Here is a 15,694-nt window from a genome sequence, read left to right on the forward strand (position 1 = left end):
CGTTGACTGACGGGTGTGATGACAAGCTTTTTGCGGTAAAAAACTAATTTTTGTCCGATCTCAGTGTGAATCCAAAAACACCTCCGCAGATGCCGCCCGCAATGTGAGCAAACTGGGATATGTCATCGTTCGCCGTAAGACCTGCCATAATTTCCCTTCCGAGATAAAGGGAAGCGGTAAGGATAAGGGTAAGCGGAATACTGCCTTTTTTAATGTTTACAAACGAACTCAGAATTATAAGCATAAAAGCAACGCCGCTCGCTCCCAAAAGTGCGGTATCGAAAAAAATAATGTTTAATATGCCTGTTGTAAAAGCGGTAATTAAAATCATACGCAACATGTTTTTTGAGCCGTATTTCATTTCCAGCATTGGTCCGACAAGAAGGATTATGAGAAAATTATTGACATAATGTTCCCAGTTTACATGTCCGAGAACATGGCCGAAAAGCCGCAGGTAAAAAAATATGTCGGCCGGATTGCTTCTGTAAACCGAAAAAAGAAGCCTTGTGGAATCCATATCGGTTATGTAGCCGATTACCAGCGCAGTCAGAGACAAAAATGCATACGTGAGAATAACGGGAGAATTATAATGTATCCGCTTTAACAATTTGTTACACTCCTCCGGAAAACTTATATTCCGAACAGTTTAATTTTAATATTATTTCCCCGGTGTCTGCAACAGCGAAATGCAACGGGACGTAATACTTCTCTTTCGGTACTGATAATTCCCGCTGTAAGGCATATCGCCGGCCTGCACATGCCGGAAGAATGGTTAAAAATTTCGTTTCGGCTATGGCATTAGAAAAATATTGAATTTTGCCATATAAAATGATATCATATTCATATGAACAAACGTTCAAGTGATATGGGGTGGAATTTATGGAGAGCATTAAAGATACAAATTTTGAGTCTGACAGGTGTGACTGCAATGTAATCCATGAAGAAACGGTGAGTTATGTAAGGTCAAGGATGCCTTCAGATGAGAATCTGTATGATTTGGCGGAACTTTTCAGGGTTTTTGGTGATACCACCAGAATTAAAATATTATGCGCACTGGCTGAAAGCGAAATGTGTGTTTGCGACATAGCCGCCCTTCTGAACATGACACAGTCGTCCATATCCCACCAGCTTAGGATTTTGAAGCAGGCAAGGCTTGTCAGATACAGGCGTGAAGGGAAAGTGGTTTATTATGCCCTTGACGACGAACATGTAAAGCAGATTTTTGATCTGGGGTTGATACACCTGAATGAAAAGTAAAGTGAGGTTGTGTTATGAAACAAAAAGAAGTATTATACCTTGAAAATTTAAACTGTTCCCACTGCGCAAATGAAATTGAAAGGGAAATTAACAATATTGAAGGTGTGAAGGCTTCGCTTAATTTTATGACAAAGCTTCTTACCATAGAATATGACGGAAATAAGGCAGACATAATAAATCAGGCCGAAAAAATCATTCATGGGCATGAACCCGGTGTGAAAATTTCGAAATGGCAGGGGGAAGATTTTTCAAATAAAAAGGTTGAAAAGCCGTTTTCAATAAAAGAATTTTTGGGAGCCGAACACATAATTTTTTTCATAGGTACGGTAATATATATAACGGCAATGATATCGCCTCTGGACGGCATTTACAGGAAACTTGTGTTTCTTGCCGCATATTTGCTGCTTGGCGGGGAAGTTATTTATGATGCGGCAAGGAATATCTTCAAGGGACAGGTGTTTGATGAAAACTTCCTAATGGCCATTGCAACAATAGGGGCAATGGCTATAGGCGAATATGCCGAAGGCGTGGCTGTGATGCTTTTTTACCAGATAGGCGAGTTTTTCCAGGAAATTTCACTTGAGCGCTCCAGAAGGTCTATCAGCGAACTTGTGGATATTCGACCGGATTACGCGAATCTGGTTTCAGAAAATTCGGTTGTAAAGGTTTCTCCGGATAAGGTGCAGACGGGTGATATAATTATTGTAAAACCGGGAGAAAGAATTCCGCTGGATGGCACCGTAATAGAAGGAAGTTCCAGCCTTGATATGTCGTCGCTTACCGGAGAGTCCGTTCCCAAAACAGTGAAGGCCAATGATGAGGTTTATTCAGGATCGGTTAATATGGAAGGCCTGTTGAAAATTAAGGTAACAAAACCCTTCCATGAATCCACGGCTGTAAAAATACTGGATTTGGTTCAGAACTCGGCAACAAAGAAAGCCCCTACCGAAAAATTCATTACCAGGTTTGCAAAATGGTATACGCCTGCGGTTGTAATAATAGCCATAGGCATCGCACTGTTTCCTCCTCTGATCACTGTGGCGGTAAACGGCGGAAATGGCGCTGTAAGTTTCGGCAGCCTTTTTTCAGACTGGTTTTACAGAGCCCTGATCTTTCTTGTCGCATCATGCCCGTGCGCACTGGTAATATCCATTCCCCTTGGATTTTTCGGCGGAATTGGGCTTGCCTCGAAAAACGGAATTCTTGTTAAGGGCGGAAACTATCTTGAAGCTCTTACGTTCCTTGAAACTGTTGTTTTTGATAAGACAGGAACTTTGACAAAAGGCGAGTTTGAGGTAATAAGAATTCTGCCTGCAGACGGCGTTGAAGAATTGAAACTTCTTCAGATAGCCGCTGCTGTTGAAAGGTATTCAAATCATCCTATTGCGAAGGCTATTGTCGAGGCATGTCCGGCAACCGATGAGGAAATAATCGTGGAGGATCATCGCGAATTACCGGGGTTTGGCGTCGTGGCCAGGTATAATGGTCAGGAAGTAATGATTGGAAATAAAAATTTAATGGATACCGAGAAAATAGAGGTAATAATTCCCGATACCGTCGGATCCGTGGTGTATGTCGCGGTCGACAGGGTGTACGCGGGCTCAATTGTTGTGGCGGACATTGAAAAGCCGGATTCGAGGAAAACAATTGAAAGCCTCAAGAAAAAAGGAATAAAAACTGCTATGCTGACAGGTGATTTAAAGGCAAATGCCGATGAAATGGCCGGGAAAATCGGTATTGACGAAGTATATTCGGAACTGCTTCCGCAGCATAAGGTAGAAATACTTGAAAAACTTATGACTCAGAAGAATAAAAAGAAGAAAATTGCCTATGTGGGTGACGGAATGAATGACGCTCCTGTTCTTGCAAGGGCCGATGTCGGCATTGCAATGGGAGGTCTCGGAACAGATGCGGCTATAGAGGCTGCGGATATAGTGATAATGAACGATGAGCCGCTGAAACTTTTAACGGCGATAAACATCGCCCATGAAACCAGAAAAATTGTATATCAGAACATATTCGTAGCCTTTGCTGTAAAGTTTATAGTTCTTGCTATGGGGGCCGGCGGGCTGGCGACGATGTGGGAGGCGGTGTTTGCCGATGTCGGCGTGGCTCTTATAGCCGTAGTTAATGCGATGAGGCTGATAAACTTTCAGGTGGATTAGGATGATTAGGATTGCATGAAATTAAAATAAAACCCCCGCGTAGCGGGGGTTTGTTTTTTGTATCCGTATTTTTATCTTTGGATTTTTTAGTAGTCGTACCTTCCGTTGTCATAGAATAAAAGCAGGAAGAGAATTATGAAAAACAAAATTTCCGCATTGTCGCTGAAAAATCTTCTGAATCCTACATTGTCCATATTTCTGACCTCCTTATGTTAATCTAATACCATTTTATTGACGAGGTCTGTTTTTGGTGACAGGTAATTCTCTGTCGCATCTTGTTTAATCTTGAGAATTCCTGTAAAATAATATTGAATTAATTGTAACACAAATGATAAATTTGAAATGCGGAGGAAAAGTATGAAATATAAAAGTTTTGCCGTCGCTATATGGGGTGTGGTTATTTTACTTGTTATACTTGTTCCGCTGCCCACTGTATTAATGGACATTCTTTTTATATTGAATATAACTATTTCGCTTCTTGTTCTTCTGAATGCAATCTATGCCAAGGATGCGCTGTCAATGTCTTCTTTCCCGACCTTGCTGCTTTTTACAACATTATACCGGCTGGCACTGAATGTTGCGGCAACGAGGCTTATTATAGGCCAGGGTGATGCCGGCAAGGTTGTTGAAAGTTTCGGGGAATTTGTAGGCGGAAATAACATTGTGGTTGGCGCGATTATATTCCTTGTCATCATGCTGGTTCAGTTCCTCGTTATCACAAAAGGTGCTGAACGTGTATCAGAAGTTGCGGCAAGATTTACGCTTGATGCAATGCCTGGAAAGCAGATGGCAGTGGACGCCGATTTGAATGCGGGGCTGATTAATGAAGCTCAGGCAAAGGAAAGGCGCAAAAACATACAAAGGGAAGCTGATTTTTACGGCGCCATGGACGGTGCCAGCAAATTTGTCAAAAACGACGCCATTTTTGGTTTCATAACCGTCATACTGAACATAATCGGCGGTTTTATAATGGGAATGATGCAAAACAGCGGTGCGTCGTGGAATGATATACTTGAAAAATATACAAAGCTGACAATAGGTAACGGTTTGGCCGTTCAGATACCCGCTCTTTTGATTTCCGTTGCCACCGGTATTATCGTTACAAGAGCCGCATCAGATGAAGAGCTCAGTGAAGAGATCATTTCCCAGTTGTTCACAGGTCCAAAAACAATGTTCGTGGCCGCGGGCGCGTGCTTTTTGCTGACATTTATTATAGGACGATTTTTTATGATAATAGTTGCCGCTTTCCTCGTATTCCTTGGAATTCGCATGCAGGATTCTGAGCAGGAGAAGATAAAGCAGGACGAAAAGGAAATGGAAGAGCGGACTGTGGAAGAAATACGCAAGCCGGAGAATGTTGTAACCCTTTTGCATGTGGATCCCATTGAACTGGAATTCGGTTACGGGCTTATTCCTCTGGCCGATGTAAACCAAGGCGGAGATCTTCTGGACAGGGTGGTAATGATCCGCCGGCAACTGGCTTTGGAACTGGGTATGATTGTACCTGTCATTCGTCTGCGTGACAATATACAGTTAAATCCCAATCAGTACGTTATAAAAATAAAGGGTGTAGAAGTGGCAGAAGGCGAACTTCTGCTTGACCATTTCCTTGCGATGAATCCGGGAACGGCGGAAGAAGAAATTGAAGGAATACCCACTACGGAACCTGCGTTTGGTCTGCCGGCTCTGTGGATTACCGAAAGCCAGCGGGATCGCGCTGAAATGCTGGGGTATACTGTTGTTGATCCGCCTTCGGTTATTTCAACTCATATGACCGAAGTAATCAAACGGCATGCCCATGAGCTTCTCAGCCGTCAGGACGTTCAAACCCTTCTGGACAATGTAAAAAGCAGCTATCCTGCCATTGTTGAGGAACTGGTGCCAAAACAGCTCAGCCTTGGTGAAGTTCAGAAAGTTTTGTGCAATCTCCTGCGGGAGGGCGTTTCGATTCGGGATATGGTTACAATACTTGAGACCCTGGCTGATTATGCTCCTGTAACAAGGGATACCGATATGCTGACAGAATACGTCAGACAGGCTCTTGGAAGGGCGATAACAAAAACGTTCATAACACCGGATAACTCTGATGTTATTACGCTGGATCCTCAGGTGGAGCAGCTTATACTTGATTCGGTGCAAAAAACCGAGGCAGGCTCTTATATTGCCCTGGAACCGTCGGTATCAAACAAAATCATGCAGAATTTGTTAAAGCTTGTGGAAAAGGTTGCACAGCTTGGAAAGCAACCTATTGTGCTGGCGTCACCTGTAGTGCGTTTGTATTTTAAAAGACTGACAGAACAAACCATTCCCGGTCTTGTGGTTTTGTCGTATAATGAGCTGGATCCGTCGGTGAAAGTGAGATCAATAGGAATGGTTACCTGTTCGTAGATAACAGGAATTTGGTTTTAAGTAAGAAGAAAAGAAAAAGAATGCAACAACTTTTGGAGGTACTATGCGAATACGTCGGTATACTGGAAAAGATATCCAGGAAGCTATGCTAAAAGTAAAAATGGATTTGGGCAGTGATGCGGTTATTCTAAGCACGCGGAAAGTCCGCAAAAAGGGAATTAAGGGATTGTTTTCAAAACCAATGACCGAAATTCTGGCTGCCGTTGACGATGATATAATTTCCAGAAGAAGGAGTCCGGAACCCGAGAAAATAAAAAGTGCTGTAAGTGAAGACAAAACCAGGATAGATTTGCTTGAGAACCGTCTGAACAGAATAGAAACAATGATAAAAAACATGTATGACGCACAGAAAAATGAGGCGCTGAGTGTTTCAGAAAGGGTATTGAAATACGAAAATCCTAAGATTGAAACTTCAAGAATTTCAGCGATAAACAGGTTAAATGCGAGGCCGTATGAAAATCCGTATATGTTATTCACCAAAAAATTGTCTGAAAGCGAAGTAGAGCCTGAAGTCATTAATGCGCTTGTAAATAATATAAGGCATTCCGTCGGCGATTCGGACAGTTATGAAGAAATTATGGCCGTAGCCGAAAAAAAGGTTAAGGAAATGTTGGGCCAGCCACAGACTATCCGTCTGCGTGACGACGGCAAACCGACAGTGGTATTGTTTGTGGGGCCTACAGGTGTCGGCAAAACAACCACTCTTGCTAAATTAGCCGCAGAATATACTTTAAACCAGCGTAAAAAAATTGCGTTTATTTCTGCAGATACATACAGGATAGCTGCTGTTGAACAACTAAAGACTTATGCCGAAATATTAAATGTACCGGTATCTGTGATTTATACACCATCCGAAATCAGAGAGGCCATTGCGGAATTTCAGGACAAAGATCTTATTCTGGTGGATACAGCGGGTCGCAGCCATAATAACGTAGCCCAGTTTGCAGAACTGAAGGCGCTTGTAAACAACGCTGAAGCCGACGAAATATATCTGTTGTTAAGTTGTGGTGTCAGTCGCAGTGCATGCAGGGAAATTTTAAAACATTACAGCTTTTTGAAGGACTTTAAGCTGCTTTTTACAAAATACGATGAGGTTAATGTACCTGGTATAATTTTAAACGCCAGGTACGCAACGGGAAAACCGCTTTCGTATATAACCGTAGGACAAAGCGTTCCTGATGATATAGAGGTGGCAAATGTTGAAAATATTGCGAGAAGTATTCTCTGAAAAATATTTTTGTCGGTGCTGTTCATCTTTGCTTGAAAATCGGGGGTAATGCTAATGGGAGACCAGGCTGACAAACTTAGAAAAATTGTTGGGAATATCGGCTCGCCAGTGAATGCGGGCTTTAAGCAAAGAAAAGGCGTAGCGAGAGTAATAACCGTAACCAGCGGAAAAGGTGGTGTCGGAAAAACAAATATTACCGTAAATCTTGCTATTGTATTAAGCAGAATGGGTCTTAGAGTGGCGATTCTTGATGTTGATTTTGGGTTTGCAAATGTGGATGTAATGCTGGGAATATCCGCGAAATATACACTTTTGGAACTTATACGCGGTGAACGTAATATATTTGAGGTTTTAACCGACGGACCTGATAATATTCAGTTTTTATCCGGGGGTTCGGGTGTTGAAGAGCTAATACAGCTTGAGAAAGAACAGGTTGTGGAGTTTATTTCCAACATATCCCTGCTGGATAAAATTTTTGATGTAATACTTATTGATACCGGTGCAGGGCTTTCAAAGAACATTATGAGTTTTATTTTAGCCGCAGATGAAGTGCTTCTGGTAACAACTCCGGAACCAACGGCGATAACAGACGCCTATGCTATGATAAAAATGATTTCAAAACAGGATAAACACAGAATTGTCAAGCTTGTTGTAAATAAAGCCGAAACATATAAGGAAGCAAATGAAATAATGGATAAGCTTTTAATGGTTTCTGACAAATTTTTATCCTTTAAGCTGCAGAAAACAGGATACATATTGAGAGATGAATGCATACCGAAGGCAGTAAGGCAGCAGAAGCCGTTTTGCATAAGTTACCCGAAAAGCCAGGCTTCCCATCAGATAACCGAACTGGCTATGAATCTTCTTTACAATAACGAGGGTATAACCAATATGAATTTGCATTCAAAAGGAATACGTGGATTTTTCAGCAGACTACTCAGCAGTTATGGCGTGCAGCACTGATAGTTATGTCGATGATTTAAGGAGAGGTTAACATGAAGTACCATCAGATAGCACTGGGAACAAAACTGGAACTGGAGCTGTTCGATGAAAAGGGGGAAAAAGTAACTTCCGGCCTGGTTAGTCAGTTTGAGTCATACGATGAGGACAGCAGCTTAATGAAGATACATAATCCTTTTACGCAGGGAAAAATCTATACCATCAATTCTGGTACGAAAGTAAAAGTTTACTTTTCAAGAGAAAATGACATATACGTGTTTGAAGCTGATGTAATAGAAGGAAAGGCGGCAGAGCCTGTGCCCATGATGCTGATAAGGCCCGTAAGCCCGATTGAGAAGATAGAAAGAAGATCTTTTTTCAGAATGGACTGTGAATTGCCGGTGGAGTATTGTGTTATCGATTCCGAAGATGAGATTAATGTGGAAAAGCCGTTGATTAAGTGTTATACAAAAGATATCAGTGGCGGTGGAATTTGTATGATAACTGACGTTTTCCATGAGGCGGGGACTAATATTAAAGTTAATTTGAGGCTGGACAGGGAAATCGTTTTTACCGGAATGGTTGTGCGTGCCACACAGATACGCGAAAAAGGAAAAATCAGATATGAAACGGGAGTTATATACAAACATATTAGAAACATGGATCGTGAAAAAATAATAAGTTTTGTTTTTGAAACTCAAAGAGAAAGAATCAGAAAAGGTTGGATGAAGATATAAATGCTCGGTAAACTGAGCTGAAAACAGGAATACTCAAAAATATATAAAATTAATCCGATAATAAGAGTAAGCAGTTATGGGGGTGCGGAGAAAATGGACATGAGTCAATATCTTGGCATATTTGTTGAAGAATCGAGAGAACATTTACAGGATCTTAATAACTCTTTGCTTGAACTGGAAAAGGACCCTGGCAATATTTCCATTTTAAACGAAATATTCAGGGTTGCCCATACATTAAAGGGTATGGCTGGTACAATGGGCTTTACAAATATGGCCAACCTGACTCATAAAATGGAAGATGTATTGGATGGTCTGAGAAACGAAAGAATACAGGCCACCGGTGAAGTTGTGGATGTTTTGTTTAAATGCCTGGACGCGCTGGAAAACTATGTGGATACGGTGAGCAGCACAGGCAGCGAAGGCGATGAGGAATACAGCGAATTAGTTGAATTTCTCTCGGAATTTTCAACCGGAGGTAAGGCGGAAAAGAAACCGGAAAAGGACACCGGGCAGCATGAGAGTAAAAGTGGACAGGCGGAAAAGAGCGAAGGTTTGCGGGTGGATTTAAGCATATACGATAAAGATGTCATAGAAAAGGCTTTTCAACAGTCTTTAAAGGTATATGAAATATATGTGGAGCTGGATCAGAAATGTTTATTAAAGGCTGCCAGAGCTTTTATTGTCTTTCAGATTTTGGAAAAGAATTCGGATATTATTAAGTCTGTACCCCCGGTAAATGACATAGAGGATGAAAAATTTGATTATTATTTCACCGTGGTTGTAATTACGCAAAAAGACAAGGACTTTTTTGTCAGGGAAATTAATTCTGTATCCGAAGTAAGAAAAGTTGAAGTTACCGAAATAACAGCAAAACATCTGGAAAACATTAACTCTGCCCAGGAAAAGGACACTGCAAAGCAGCAAACCGTAAAGGAAAGCAAACCGGAAAAGAAGGATGCTGCAGTACATAAAGCCAATGACAAAAAGGTAACTTCAAAGACCGTACGTGTTGACATAGAGCGGCTTGACGTGCTTATGAATCTCGTCAGTGAGCTTATCATTTTGAAAACAAGGCTTGACGGAATCATTTCCGCAGGTGAAAGGGACCGTGACATTGCACAGACGCTGGAAAACCTTGAGCGTGTTACAACAAATCTGCATGATGCCGTGATGAAAGCGAGAATGGTTCCTGTCGAGACTGTTTTCAGCCGCTTCCCGAGAATGGTCAGGGATATTGCGAAAGAACTGGACAAGGATATTGTACTGCATATGTCCGGTGAAGATACCGAGCTTGACAGGACTGTTATAGATGAAATAGGCGAGCCGCTTGTTCATATAATTAGGAACTCTGCCGACCACGGTATTGAAAAGCCCGACGAACGTATTGCAAAAGGGAAGAGCAAAGAAGGAAACATATGGCTCAGGGCATATCAGGACGGCAATAATGTGGTTATTGAAGTGGAAGATGACGGGGCAGGAATAAATGTTGATAAAGTGCGTAAAAAAGTTCTCGAAAAAGGCCTGGAAAGCGAAGAAATACTGAACGGGATGACCGACGAGGAAATTATCCAGTTCTTGTTCATGCCCAACTTCAGTACGGCGGACAAGATTACAGATCTGTCCGGACGTGGTGTAGGTCTGGATGTGGTAAAAACAAAAATTGAGGCTCTTGGAGGAAATGTAGAGCTGATTTCAAGACGGGGACAGGGCAGCAAGACCATTATCAGGCTGCCGCTGACACTGGCGATTATTCAGGCTTTGCTGGTTATGGTCGGAAATGAGAAATATGCAATCCCGCTGAATTCCATTCGTGAAATCTATAACCTGAACCCGCAGGATATAAAGTATGTGCGCAACCAGGAGGTTACGGTATTAAGAGACACGGTTATTCCCATTATTCGCCTGCATAAAGTACTGGATATAGAAGTTCCGGAGGATGACGCAAATAAGAAATATCTTACCTGCGTGGTTGTCAAAAAGGGTGAGAAATTGACCGGGCTTATAGTTGATTCACTGATAAATCAGCAGGAAATTGTTATAAAATCTCTGGGAAAACTGCTGTCAGGCATACGTTTCCTCGGGGGCGCCACTATTCTTGGCGATGGTAATGTGGCTTTAATTCTTGATGTGAATGCGATAGTATAACCTGTTTTACAAAGGGGGACTTAACGGTGGCAGCCAATCAAAAACAATACGTTGTTTTCAGAATAGACAATGATGAATACGGGGCTGATATAAATAAAGTTACGATAATAGAAAGAATGATGACAATTACGAGGGTTCCGAAAACCCCCCCGTATATAAAAGGGGTTATCAACCTTAGGGGTGAAGTTTTACCTGTAATGGATTTAAGAACGAGGTTCGGGCTTCCTGAAAAGGAGGCGGACGACAGTACCCGGATTGTTATGGTGGACATCGGCAACAACATAAGTTATGGTATTATAGTTGATGCCGTTGTTGAAGTGCTTCAGGTTGAAGATACTGCTATTGAAAGCGTTACAGGTTTTTCCGGCAACATTAATGTTGATTATATAAGCGGAGTCGCGAAAAGCGGTGAAAGGCTGATAACGCTTTTAAATCTCGAAAGACTGATATCCGAATTAATTCCGGCTTAAACGCCATGTAAAAATTGAACTGAAGGGTTATGGAGCATGGATGAGATTTTTCTGAATTCATTCCATCTGGATATTTTAAAAGAAATCGGAAATATAGGTGCAGGAAACGCTGCAACGGCTCTTGCCAAAATGCTTGATAAAAAAGTGAATATGGAAGTGCCCCAGATAAAAATCATGGGATTTTCTGAAGTCAGTGAGGTTGTTGGAGGCGCTGAAACTCCGGTTGCCGGTATTCTTCTCGGAATCCGCGGCGATATTTCCGGCTACATACTTTTCGTCCTTGAAGAGGGTGCAGCTAAAAAGCTGATTAATATGCTCATGGGCAAAAACCCTGATGAGGAAGTGGAATATAACGAAATAACCCTGTCGGCATTAAAAGAAGTGGGAAACATACTTACCGGATCTTATCTGTCTGCTATATCTACCCTTACCGGACTTTCCATAAAACCTGATATCCCTGATATTGCAATTGACATGGCCGGTGCGATACTGAGTGTTCCGGCAATTGAATTTGCAAAAACAACCGACAAAGTTTTGTATATTGAGACCGAATTTATTGAAGGAATGCACAGGGTTATCGGGGATTTCTTTCTTGTACCTGATACAGATTCATACCTGAAACTTTTAAATTCATTAGGAGCAATATGCTGATGGCTGAAAGTAATATCATAAAGGTGGGAATGGCAGACCTGAAACACACTTTTCATCCGGGAGTATTGGTGACGCTGGGGCTTGGTTCCTGTGTCGGAATTGCACTGTATGATACAAAGACAAAAATGATCGGGCTTGCACATATTATGCTTCCTTGGTCGGAACAGGCAAAGAATAAGGCCAACAAAGCAAAATTTGCGGACACGGGAATAAGATTGCTTCTGGAGAATATGCTGAAAGACGGTGCTGACAAAAAAAATATTGTTGCGAAAATTGCCGGAGGAGCGCAGATGTTTTCATATTCTTCCCTTTCAGATATGATCAGGGTTGGGGAGCGGAATGTGGAGGCAACAAAAAAAGTTTTGAAGGAATTGAATATTCCGCTGATTGCCGAAGATACGGGCGGAACTCACGGAAGGACCATCGAGTTTTATTCCGAAGACGGCCGTTTGATGATTAAGACAATAGGTTTTGGAGTCACTTATATATAATGACTGCTTTATTCATGTTTTACTTTGCTTAGAATATTATGAGTTAATCAGCGAATTATGGGAGGAAAAAATGTATTATATTAAGAGACTTCCTCTGCTGCTTGCGTTATTTGCGACAATTATATCCGGTATAATAGGGCTTGTGCGTTCCATGACCAATGACAAAATACTTCTTCAGATGATAGTAACGATGGTTGTATTTTATATCATTGGTTTTATTGCACGTCATAATCTGGAGACAGTTTACAACCAGGTTAAGGAAAAGAAAGAAAAAGAGAAAATTGAGGCATTGAAAGAAGAGGAAAAGCAGAAGGAGCAAAAACAGAAGGAGAAAATGTCGAAAGAAAAAAACGAAAATATACTTGATGAGTTCGAGCCGTTAAAAGTCAGCAAAATTATCAGGGAGGAGCTGAAACAGTCGGAAAAGTAGTGGTGGGTATTATGTCTATTCTGACTAAAATATATATGGTATATTAGGTATAGGTGTAGAAAATGAATAAAAATGGTTGACATATGTCATCTGTAGGTTAAAATAGTGATAAGAGGATAGATAATATTACCAGTTAAGCGTTTTATACTGCGGGGTAATTATTTTTATACAAAAGATAAGCCATAATGGCTGTCTAACAGAAATGGAGGGTATATATGTCTTCGGCCAATCAACAAAGACAGCAGGAATTATGGAAAAAGTACTATGAAACCAGGGATCCTTCCATTAAGCAGCAATTAATACTCGAATATACTGATATTATTAAATATGTGGCAGGAAGATTGAGTATATACTTCGGTTCGAACGTTGAATATGACGATCTTGTAAGTTACGGCATTTTTGGTTTGATCGACGCTATTGACAAATTTGATATAAATAAGGGAGTCAAATTTGAAACCTATGCTTCTTTAAGAATTCGGGGAGCGATTATTGACAGTATCCGTGAACTCGACTGGGCTCCGCGGTCGCTGCGGAAAAAAAGCAAAGACCTTGAAAAGGTATATGCCGAGCTGGAGAACGAATTAGGGCACGCGGCCACAGATGAACAGGTTGCATCAAGAATGGGAATATCGGTTGAGGAACTGAACAAAACACTTCAGGAAGTCAACATGTCGACAATGATTTCGTTGGAAGATTATCTTGAACAGAATTATGAAACCGGGCTTGACGCAATCAATGAAAATGAAGATATTCTACCCGAAAAAAGAATTGAATTGATGGAGCTTAAGGATATATTGGCCGATTCAATAAACAAATTGCCGGAAAAGGAACGAATGGTGGTTTCACTATATTATTTTGAAGAACTTACATTAAAGGAAATAAGCGCAATTATGAAGGTATCGGAATCCCGCATATCCCAGCTTCACACTAAAGCAATTTTAAGAATGCGTGCAAAACTGGAACGACAGAAATATTTATTACTTGGATCATAATGATTTGTATTGTGGGGGAAAATAATGAGTTCCGCAGGAATAGGTACCTCTGTAAAAGTTTCGGTCAGTCCCGACAGAATGAAAGCCTTTATTTTAATTAAAAAGTCGGAGCAGGGAGAAAATACGCCGGGGATAAATGAGCTTTTGGAAGAACTGGAGAAGAATGGGGTTGTTTATGGCATTAAAGAAGATGTGTTGAGGAAACTGGCTGAGAACCCGGTTTATGATCAGGACGTACTTATAGCGGAAGGTTTGGCTCCTGTACATGGAGAAAACGGAAGAATCAATTTTTTGATTGATATTAACAAGGAAAAGAAACCCGTCATAATGGAAGACGGCAGTGTTAATTACAGGGATTTGGATTACATTGTCAGTGCACAGAAAGATCAGAAGATCTGTGAGGTTATTCCTCCCACTCCGGGAATAGACGGAATAAACGTAATGGGTTCGATAATAAAGGCTGTCAGCGGAAAACCGGCAAGGATAGTCAAAGGTTCCAATGTATATACGAGTGAAGACGGGTTAAGTTTTTATTCCGCCATAAACGGACAGGTAAAGTATGAAAACGATAAGCTGAGTGTATTCGCAACTTACGAGGTGCCGGCAGACGTTGATAATTCAACCGGGAATATTAATTTTGTCGGAAGCGTTTTTATTCGCGGCAATGTTTTATCAGGCTTTACTGTTGAAGCAGGAGGAGACGTTGAAGTTTTTGGAGTGGTTGAAGCTGCTACAATCAAGGCCGGCGGCAATATAATCCTCAGACGGGGAATGACGGGAAACAATAAGGGTGTTTTAATTGCAGGAGGTAACATAGTAGCGAGGTATATTGAAAACAGTATTGTAGAAGCGGCGAATGATCTGAAAGCCGAAGCGATCATGCATTCCGACGTCAAATGCGGTAACCGGCTTGAACTGGGTGGAAGAAAAGGCTTACTTGTAGGCGGAATCACGAGGGTAGGAAGGGAAATTGATGCAAAAGTAATAGGAAGCTACCTCGCAACAAATACCGTAATAGAAGTGGGCGTCGATCCCAATGTAAGAGAAAGATATAAAGTGGTTAAGGCCGAATTGTCAAATCTTGAGGAGAATATAAGAAAAACCGATCAGGTAATAATGCTGCTTCAGAAGCTTGAATCGATAGGAAGGCTGACCGACGAGAAAAAGGAACTGCTGGAAAAAAGCCTGCGTTCAAAAGTTTTCTATGAGAACAAAATTAGCGAATACAGGGAAGAACTGGTAAAGCTTGAGGAGAAACTTCAGATGGAAGCTCAGGGACGTATAAGGGTGGAGAACTATTTGTACAGCGGAACGAAGATTTCGATTGGTTCGGCTACTATGCATGTGAAAGAGACATTACAGCACTGTACATTATATAAAGAAGGTGCCGATATAAAGATTGGCGCATATTAATGCGTTAAAAATCGGGAAGTGGTTTTATGCCGATAAGACCTATTGATTTTCAGGTGATGATACCAAAAACCGTTGATGTGTCAAGAATACAGGCTAACGAGCAGCACAGCGTCCATGCTGCATTACAAAGTAAGCTTCAGTCCGTTGAGAAACAGTCGGAACAGAACATGAGGCAGGTAAACAACCAGAAGGAAGTCAGTGAAATTTATATCAGAGACAATAATGAAAGGAATAACAAAGAGCGGAAGCAGAACAGTGAAAATAGCAGGGAAAAACTGAATAAAGAAAAAAATAGCAAGTCAAAACCTTACGGAGGAAAAATGCCGGGCAGTACTATAGACATACGCCTGTAAGCATTAACCCGGTT

At 41.3% G+C, this 15,694-nt stretch carries 15 protein-coding genes; 14 read left to right on the forward strand and 1 reads right to left on the reverse strand.

Going from position 1 to position 15,694, the window contains the following annotated elements:
* Positions 1-43 precede the first annotated feature (43 nt).
* The gene (locus CST_RS03315; protein ID WP_015358409.1) at positions 44-607 is read right to left on the reverse strand and encodes a rhomboid family intramembrane serine protease; all 564 of its coding nucleotides are present in this window, start codon (positions 605-607) and stop codon (positions 44-46) included.
* A 272-nt stretch (positions 608-879) separates the two neighbouring features.
* On the opposite strand from CST_RS03315, the gene CST_RS03320 reads away from it, so the two are divergent.
* From CST_RS03320 to CST_RS03385, 14 genes are all read left to right on the forward strand, one after another.
* A complete protein-coding gene (locus CST_RS03320; protein WP_015358411.1) occupies positions 880-1,257 on the forward strand; it encodes an ArsR/SmtB family transcription factor in 378 nt (125 codons plus the stop codon).
* A gap of 14 nt (positions 1,258-1,271) precedes the next feature.
* Positions 1,272-3,422 carry a heavy metal translocating P-type ATPase gene (locus CST_RS03325; RefSeq protein WP_015358412.1) on the forward strand — a complete coding sequence of 717 codons (2,151 nt, stop codon included), beginning with the start codon at positions 1,272-1,274 and terminating at the stop codon, positions 3,420-3,422.
* A gap of 357 nt (positions 3,423-3,779) precedes the next feature.
* On the forward strand, positions 3,780-5,810 hold the full coding sequence (flhA, locus tag CST_RS03330) for a flagellar biosynthesis protein FlhA (RefSeq protein WP_015358413.1): 2,031 nt from the start codon (positions 3,780-3,782) through the stop codon (positions 5,808-5,810).
* A gap of 64 nt (positions 5,811-5,874) precedes the next feature.
* On the forward strand, positions 5,875-7,059 hold the full coding sequence (gene flhF, locus CST_RS03335) for a flagellar biosynthesis GTPase FlhF (RefSeq protein WP_015484904.1): 1,185 nt from the start codon (positions 5,875-5,877) through the stop codon (positions 7,057-7,059).
* Between the two features lie 54 nt (positions 7,060-7,113).
* The gene (locus tag CST_RS03340) at positions 7,114-8,022 is read left to right on the forward strand and encodes a MinD/ParA family protein (protein ID WP_015358415.1); all 909 of its coding nucleotides are present in this window, start codon (positions 7,114-7,116) and stop codon (positions 8,020-8,022) included.
* A gap of 32 nt (positions 8,023-8,054) precedes the next feature.
* Positions 8,055-8,735 (forward strand): flagellar brake protein, encoded by a 681-nt coding sequence (locus tag CST_RS03345; protein WP_015358416.1) that lies wholly within the window; start codon positions 8,055-8,057, stop codon positions 8,733-8,735.
* Between the two features lie 93 nt (positions 8,736-8,828).
* Positions 8,829-10,880, forward strand: a complete 2,052-nt coding sequence (locus tag CST_RS03350; protein WP_015358417.1) for a chemotaxis protein CheA — start codon at positions 8,829-8,831, stop codon at positions 10,878-10,880.
* A 26-nt stretch (positions 10,881-10,906) separates the two neighbouring features.
* The gene (locus CST_RS03355; RefSeq protein WP_015358418.1) at positions 10,907-11,350 is read left to right on the forward strand and encodes a chemotaxis protein CheW; all 444 of its coding nucleotides are present in this window, start codon (positions 10,907-10,909) and stop codon (positions 11,348-11,350) included.
* A gap of 36 nt (positions 11,351-11,386) precedes the next feature.
* The gene (locus CST_RS03360) at positions 11,387-12,001 is read left to right on the forward strand and encodes a chemotaxis protein CheC (RefSeq protein ID WP_015358419.1); all 615 of its coding nucleotides are present in this window, start codon (positions 11,387-11,389) and stop codon (positions 11,999-12,001) included.
* Positions 11,995-12,492 carry a chemotaxis protein CheD gene (locus tag CST_RS03365; RefSeq protein ID WP_015358420.1) on the forward strand — a complete coding sequence of 166 codons (498 nt, stop codon included), beginning with the start codon at positions 11,995-11,997 and terminating at the stop codon, positions 12,490-12,492. The genes CST_RS03360 and CST_RS03365 overlap by 7 nt, the downstream gene beginning before the upstream one ends.
* Positions 12,493-12,562: 70 nt before the next feature.
* A complete protein-coding gene (locus tag CST_RS03370) occupies positions 12,563-12,922 on the forward strand; it encodes a hypothetical protein (RefSeq protein ID WP_015358421.1) in 360 nt (119 codons plus the stop codon).
* A gap of 215 nt (positions 12,923-13,137) precedes the next feature.
* Complete coding sequence (locus CST_RS03375) at positions 13,138-13,914, forward strand: FliA/WhiG family RNA polymerase sigma factor (RefSeq protein ID WP_015358422.1); 777 nt, start codon at positions 13,138-13,140, stop codon at positions 13,912-13,914.
* Between the two features lie 24 nt (positions 13,915-13,938).
* Positions 13,939-15,327, forward strand: coding sequence for a DUF342 domain-containing protein (locus CST_RS03380; RefSeq protein ID WP_015358423.1), 1,389 nt, complete (start codon positions 13,939-13,941; stop codon positions 15,325-15,327).
* 26 nt (positions 15,328-15,353) lie between these two features.
* Positions 15,354-15,680 carry a hypothetical protein gene (locus tag CST_RS03385; RefSeq protein ID WP_015358424.1) on the forward strand — a complete coding sequence of 109 codons (327 nt, stop codon included), beginning with the start codon at positions 15,354-15,356 and terminating at the stop codon, positions 15,678-15,680.
* Positions 15,681-15,694 lie beyond the last annotated feature (14 nt).

The organism is Thermoclostridium stercorarium subsp. stercorarium DSM 8532 (assembly GCF_000331995.1).
GTDB classification, from domain to species: domain Bacteria; phylum Bacillota; class Clostridia; order DSM-8532; family DSM-8532; genus Thermoclostridium; species Thermoclostridium stercorarium.

Excerpts from the sequence above, each read along its gene's own strand:
- CST_RS03320 (WP_015358411.1), top strand. The coding sequence starts at position 880 with ATGGAGAGCATTAAAGATACAAATTTTGAGTCTGACAGGTGTGACTGC.
- CST_RS03325 (WP_015358412.1), top strand. The coding sequence starts at position 1,272 with ATGAAACAAAAAGAAGTATTATACCTTGAAAATTTAAACTGTTCCCAC.
- flhA (WP_015358413.1), top strand. The coding sequence starts at position 3,780 with ATGAAATATAAAAGTTTTGCCGTCGCTATATGGGGTGTGGTTATTTTA.
- flhF (WP_015484904.1), top strand. The coding sequence starts at position 5,875 with ATGCGAATACGTCGGTATACTGGAAAAGATATCCAGGAAGCTATGCTA.
- CST_RS03340 (WP_015358415.1), top strand. The coding sequence starts at position 7,114 with ATGGGAGACCAGGCTGACAAACTTAGAAAAATTGTTGGGAATATCGGC.
- CST_RS03345 (WP_015358416.1), top strand. The coding sequence starts at position 8,055 with ATGAAGTACCATCAGATAGCACTGGGAACAAAACTGGAACTGGAGCTG.
- CST_RS03350 (WP_015358417.1), top strand. The coding sequence starts at position 8,829 with ATGGACATGAGTCAATATCTTGGCATATTTGTTGAAGAATCGAGAGAA.
- CST_RS03360 (WP_015358419.1), top strand. The coding sequence starts at position 11,387 with ATGGATGAGATTTTTCTGAATTCATTCCATCTGGATATTTTAAAAGAA.
- CST_RS03365 (WP_015358420.1), top strand. The coding sequence starts at position 11,995 with ATGCTGATGGCTGAAAGTAATATCATAAAGGTGGGAATGGCAGACCTG.
- CST_RS03370 (WP_015358421.1), top strand. The coding sequence starts at position 12,563 with ATGTATTATATTAAGAGACTTCCTCTGCTGCTTGCGTTATTTGCGACA.
- CST_RS03375 (WP_015358422.1), top strand. The coding sequence starts at position 13,138 with ATGTCTTCGGCCAATCAACAAAGACAGCAGGAATTATGGAAAAAGTAC.
- CST_RS03380 (WP_015358423.1), top strand. The coding sequence starts at position 13,939 with ATGAGTTCCGCAGGAATAGGTACCTCTGTAAAAGTTTCGGTCAGTCCC.
- CST_RS03385 (WP_015358424.1), top strand. The coding sequence starts at position 15,354 with ATGCCGATAAGACCTATTGATTTTCAGGTGATGATACCAAAAACCGTT.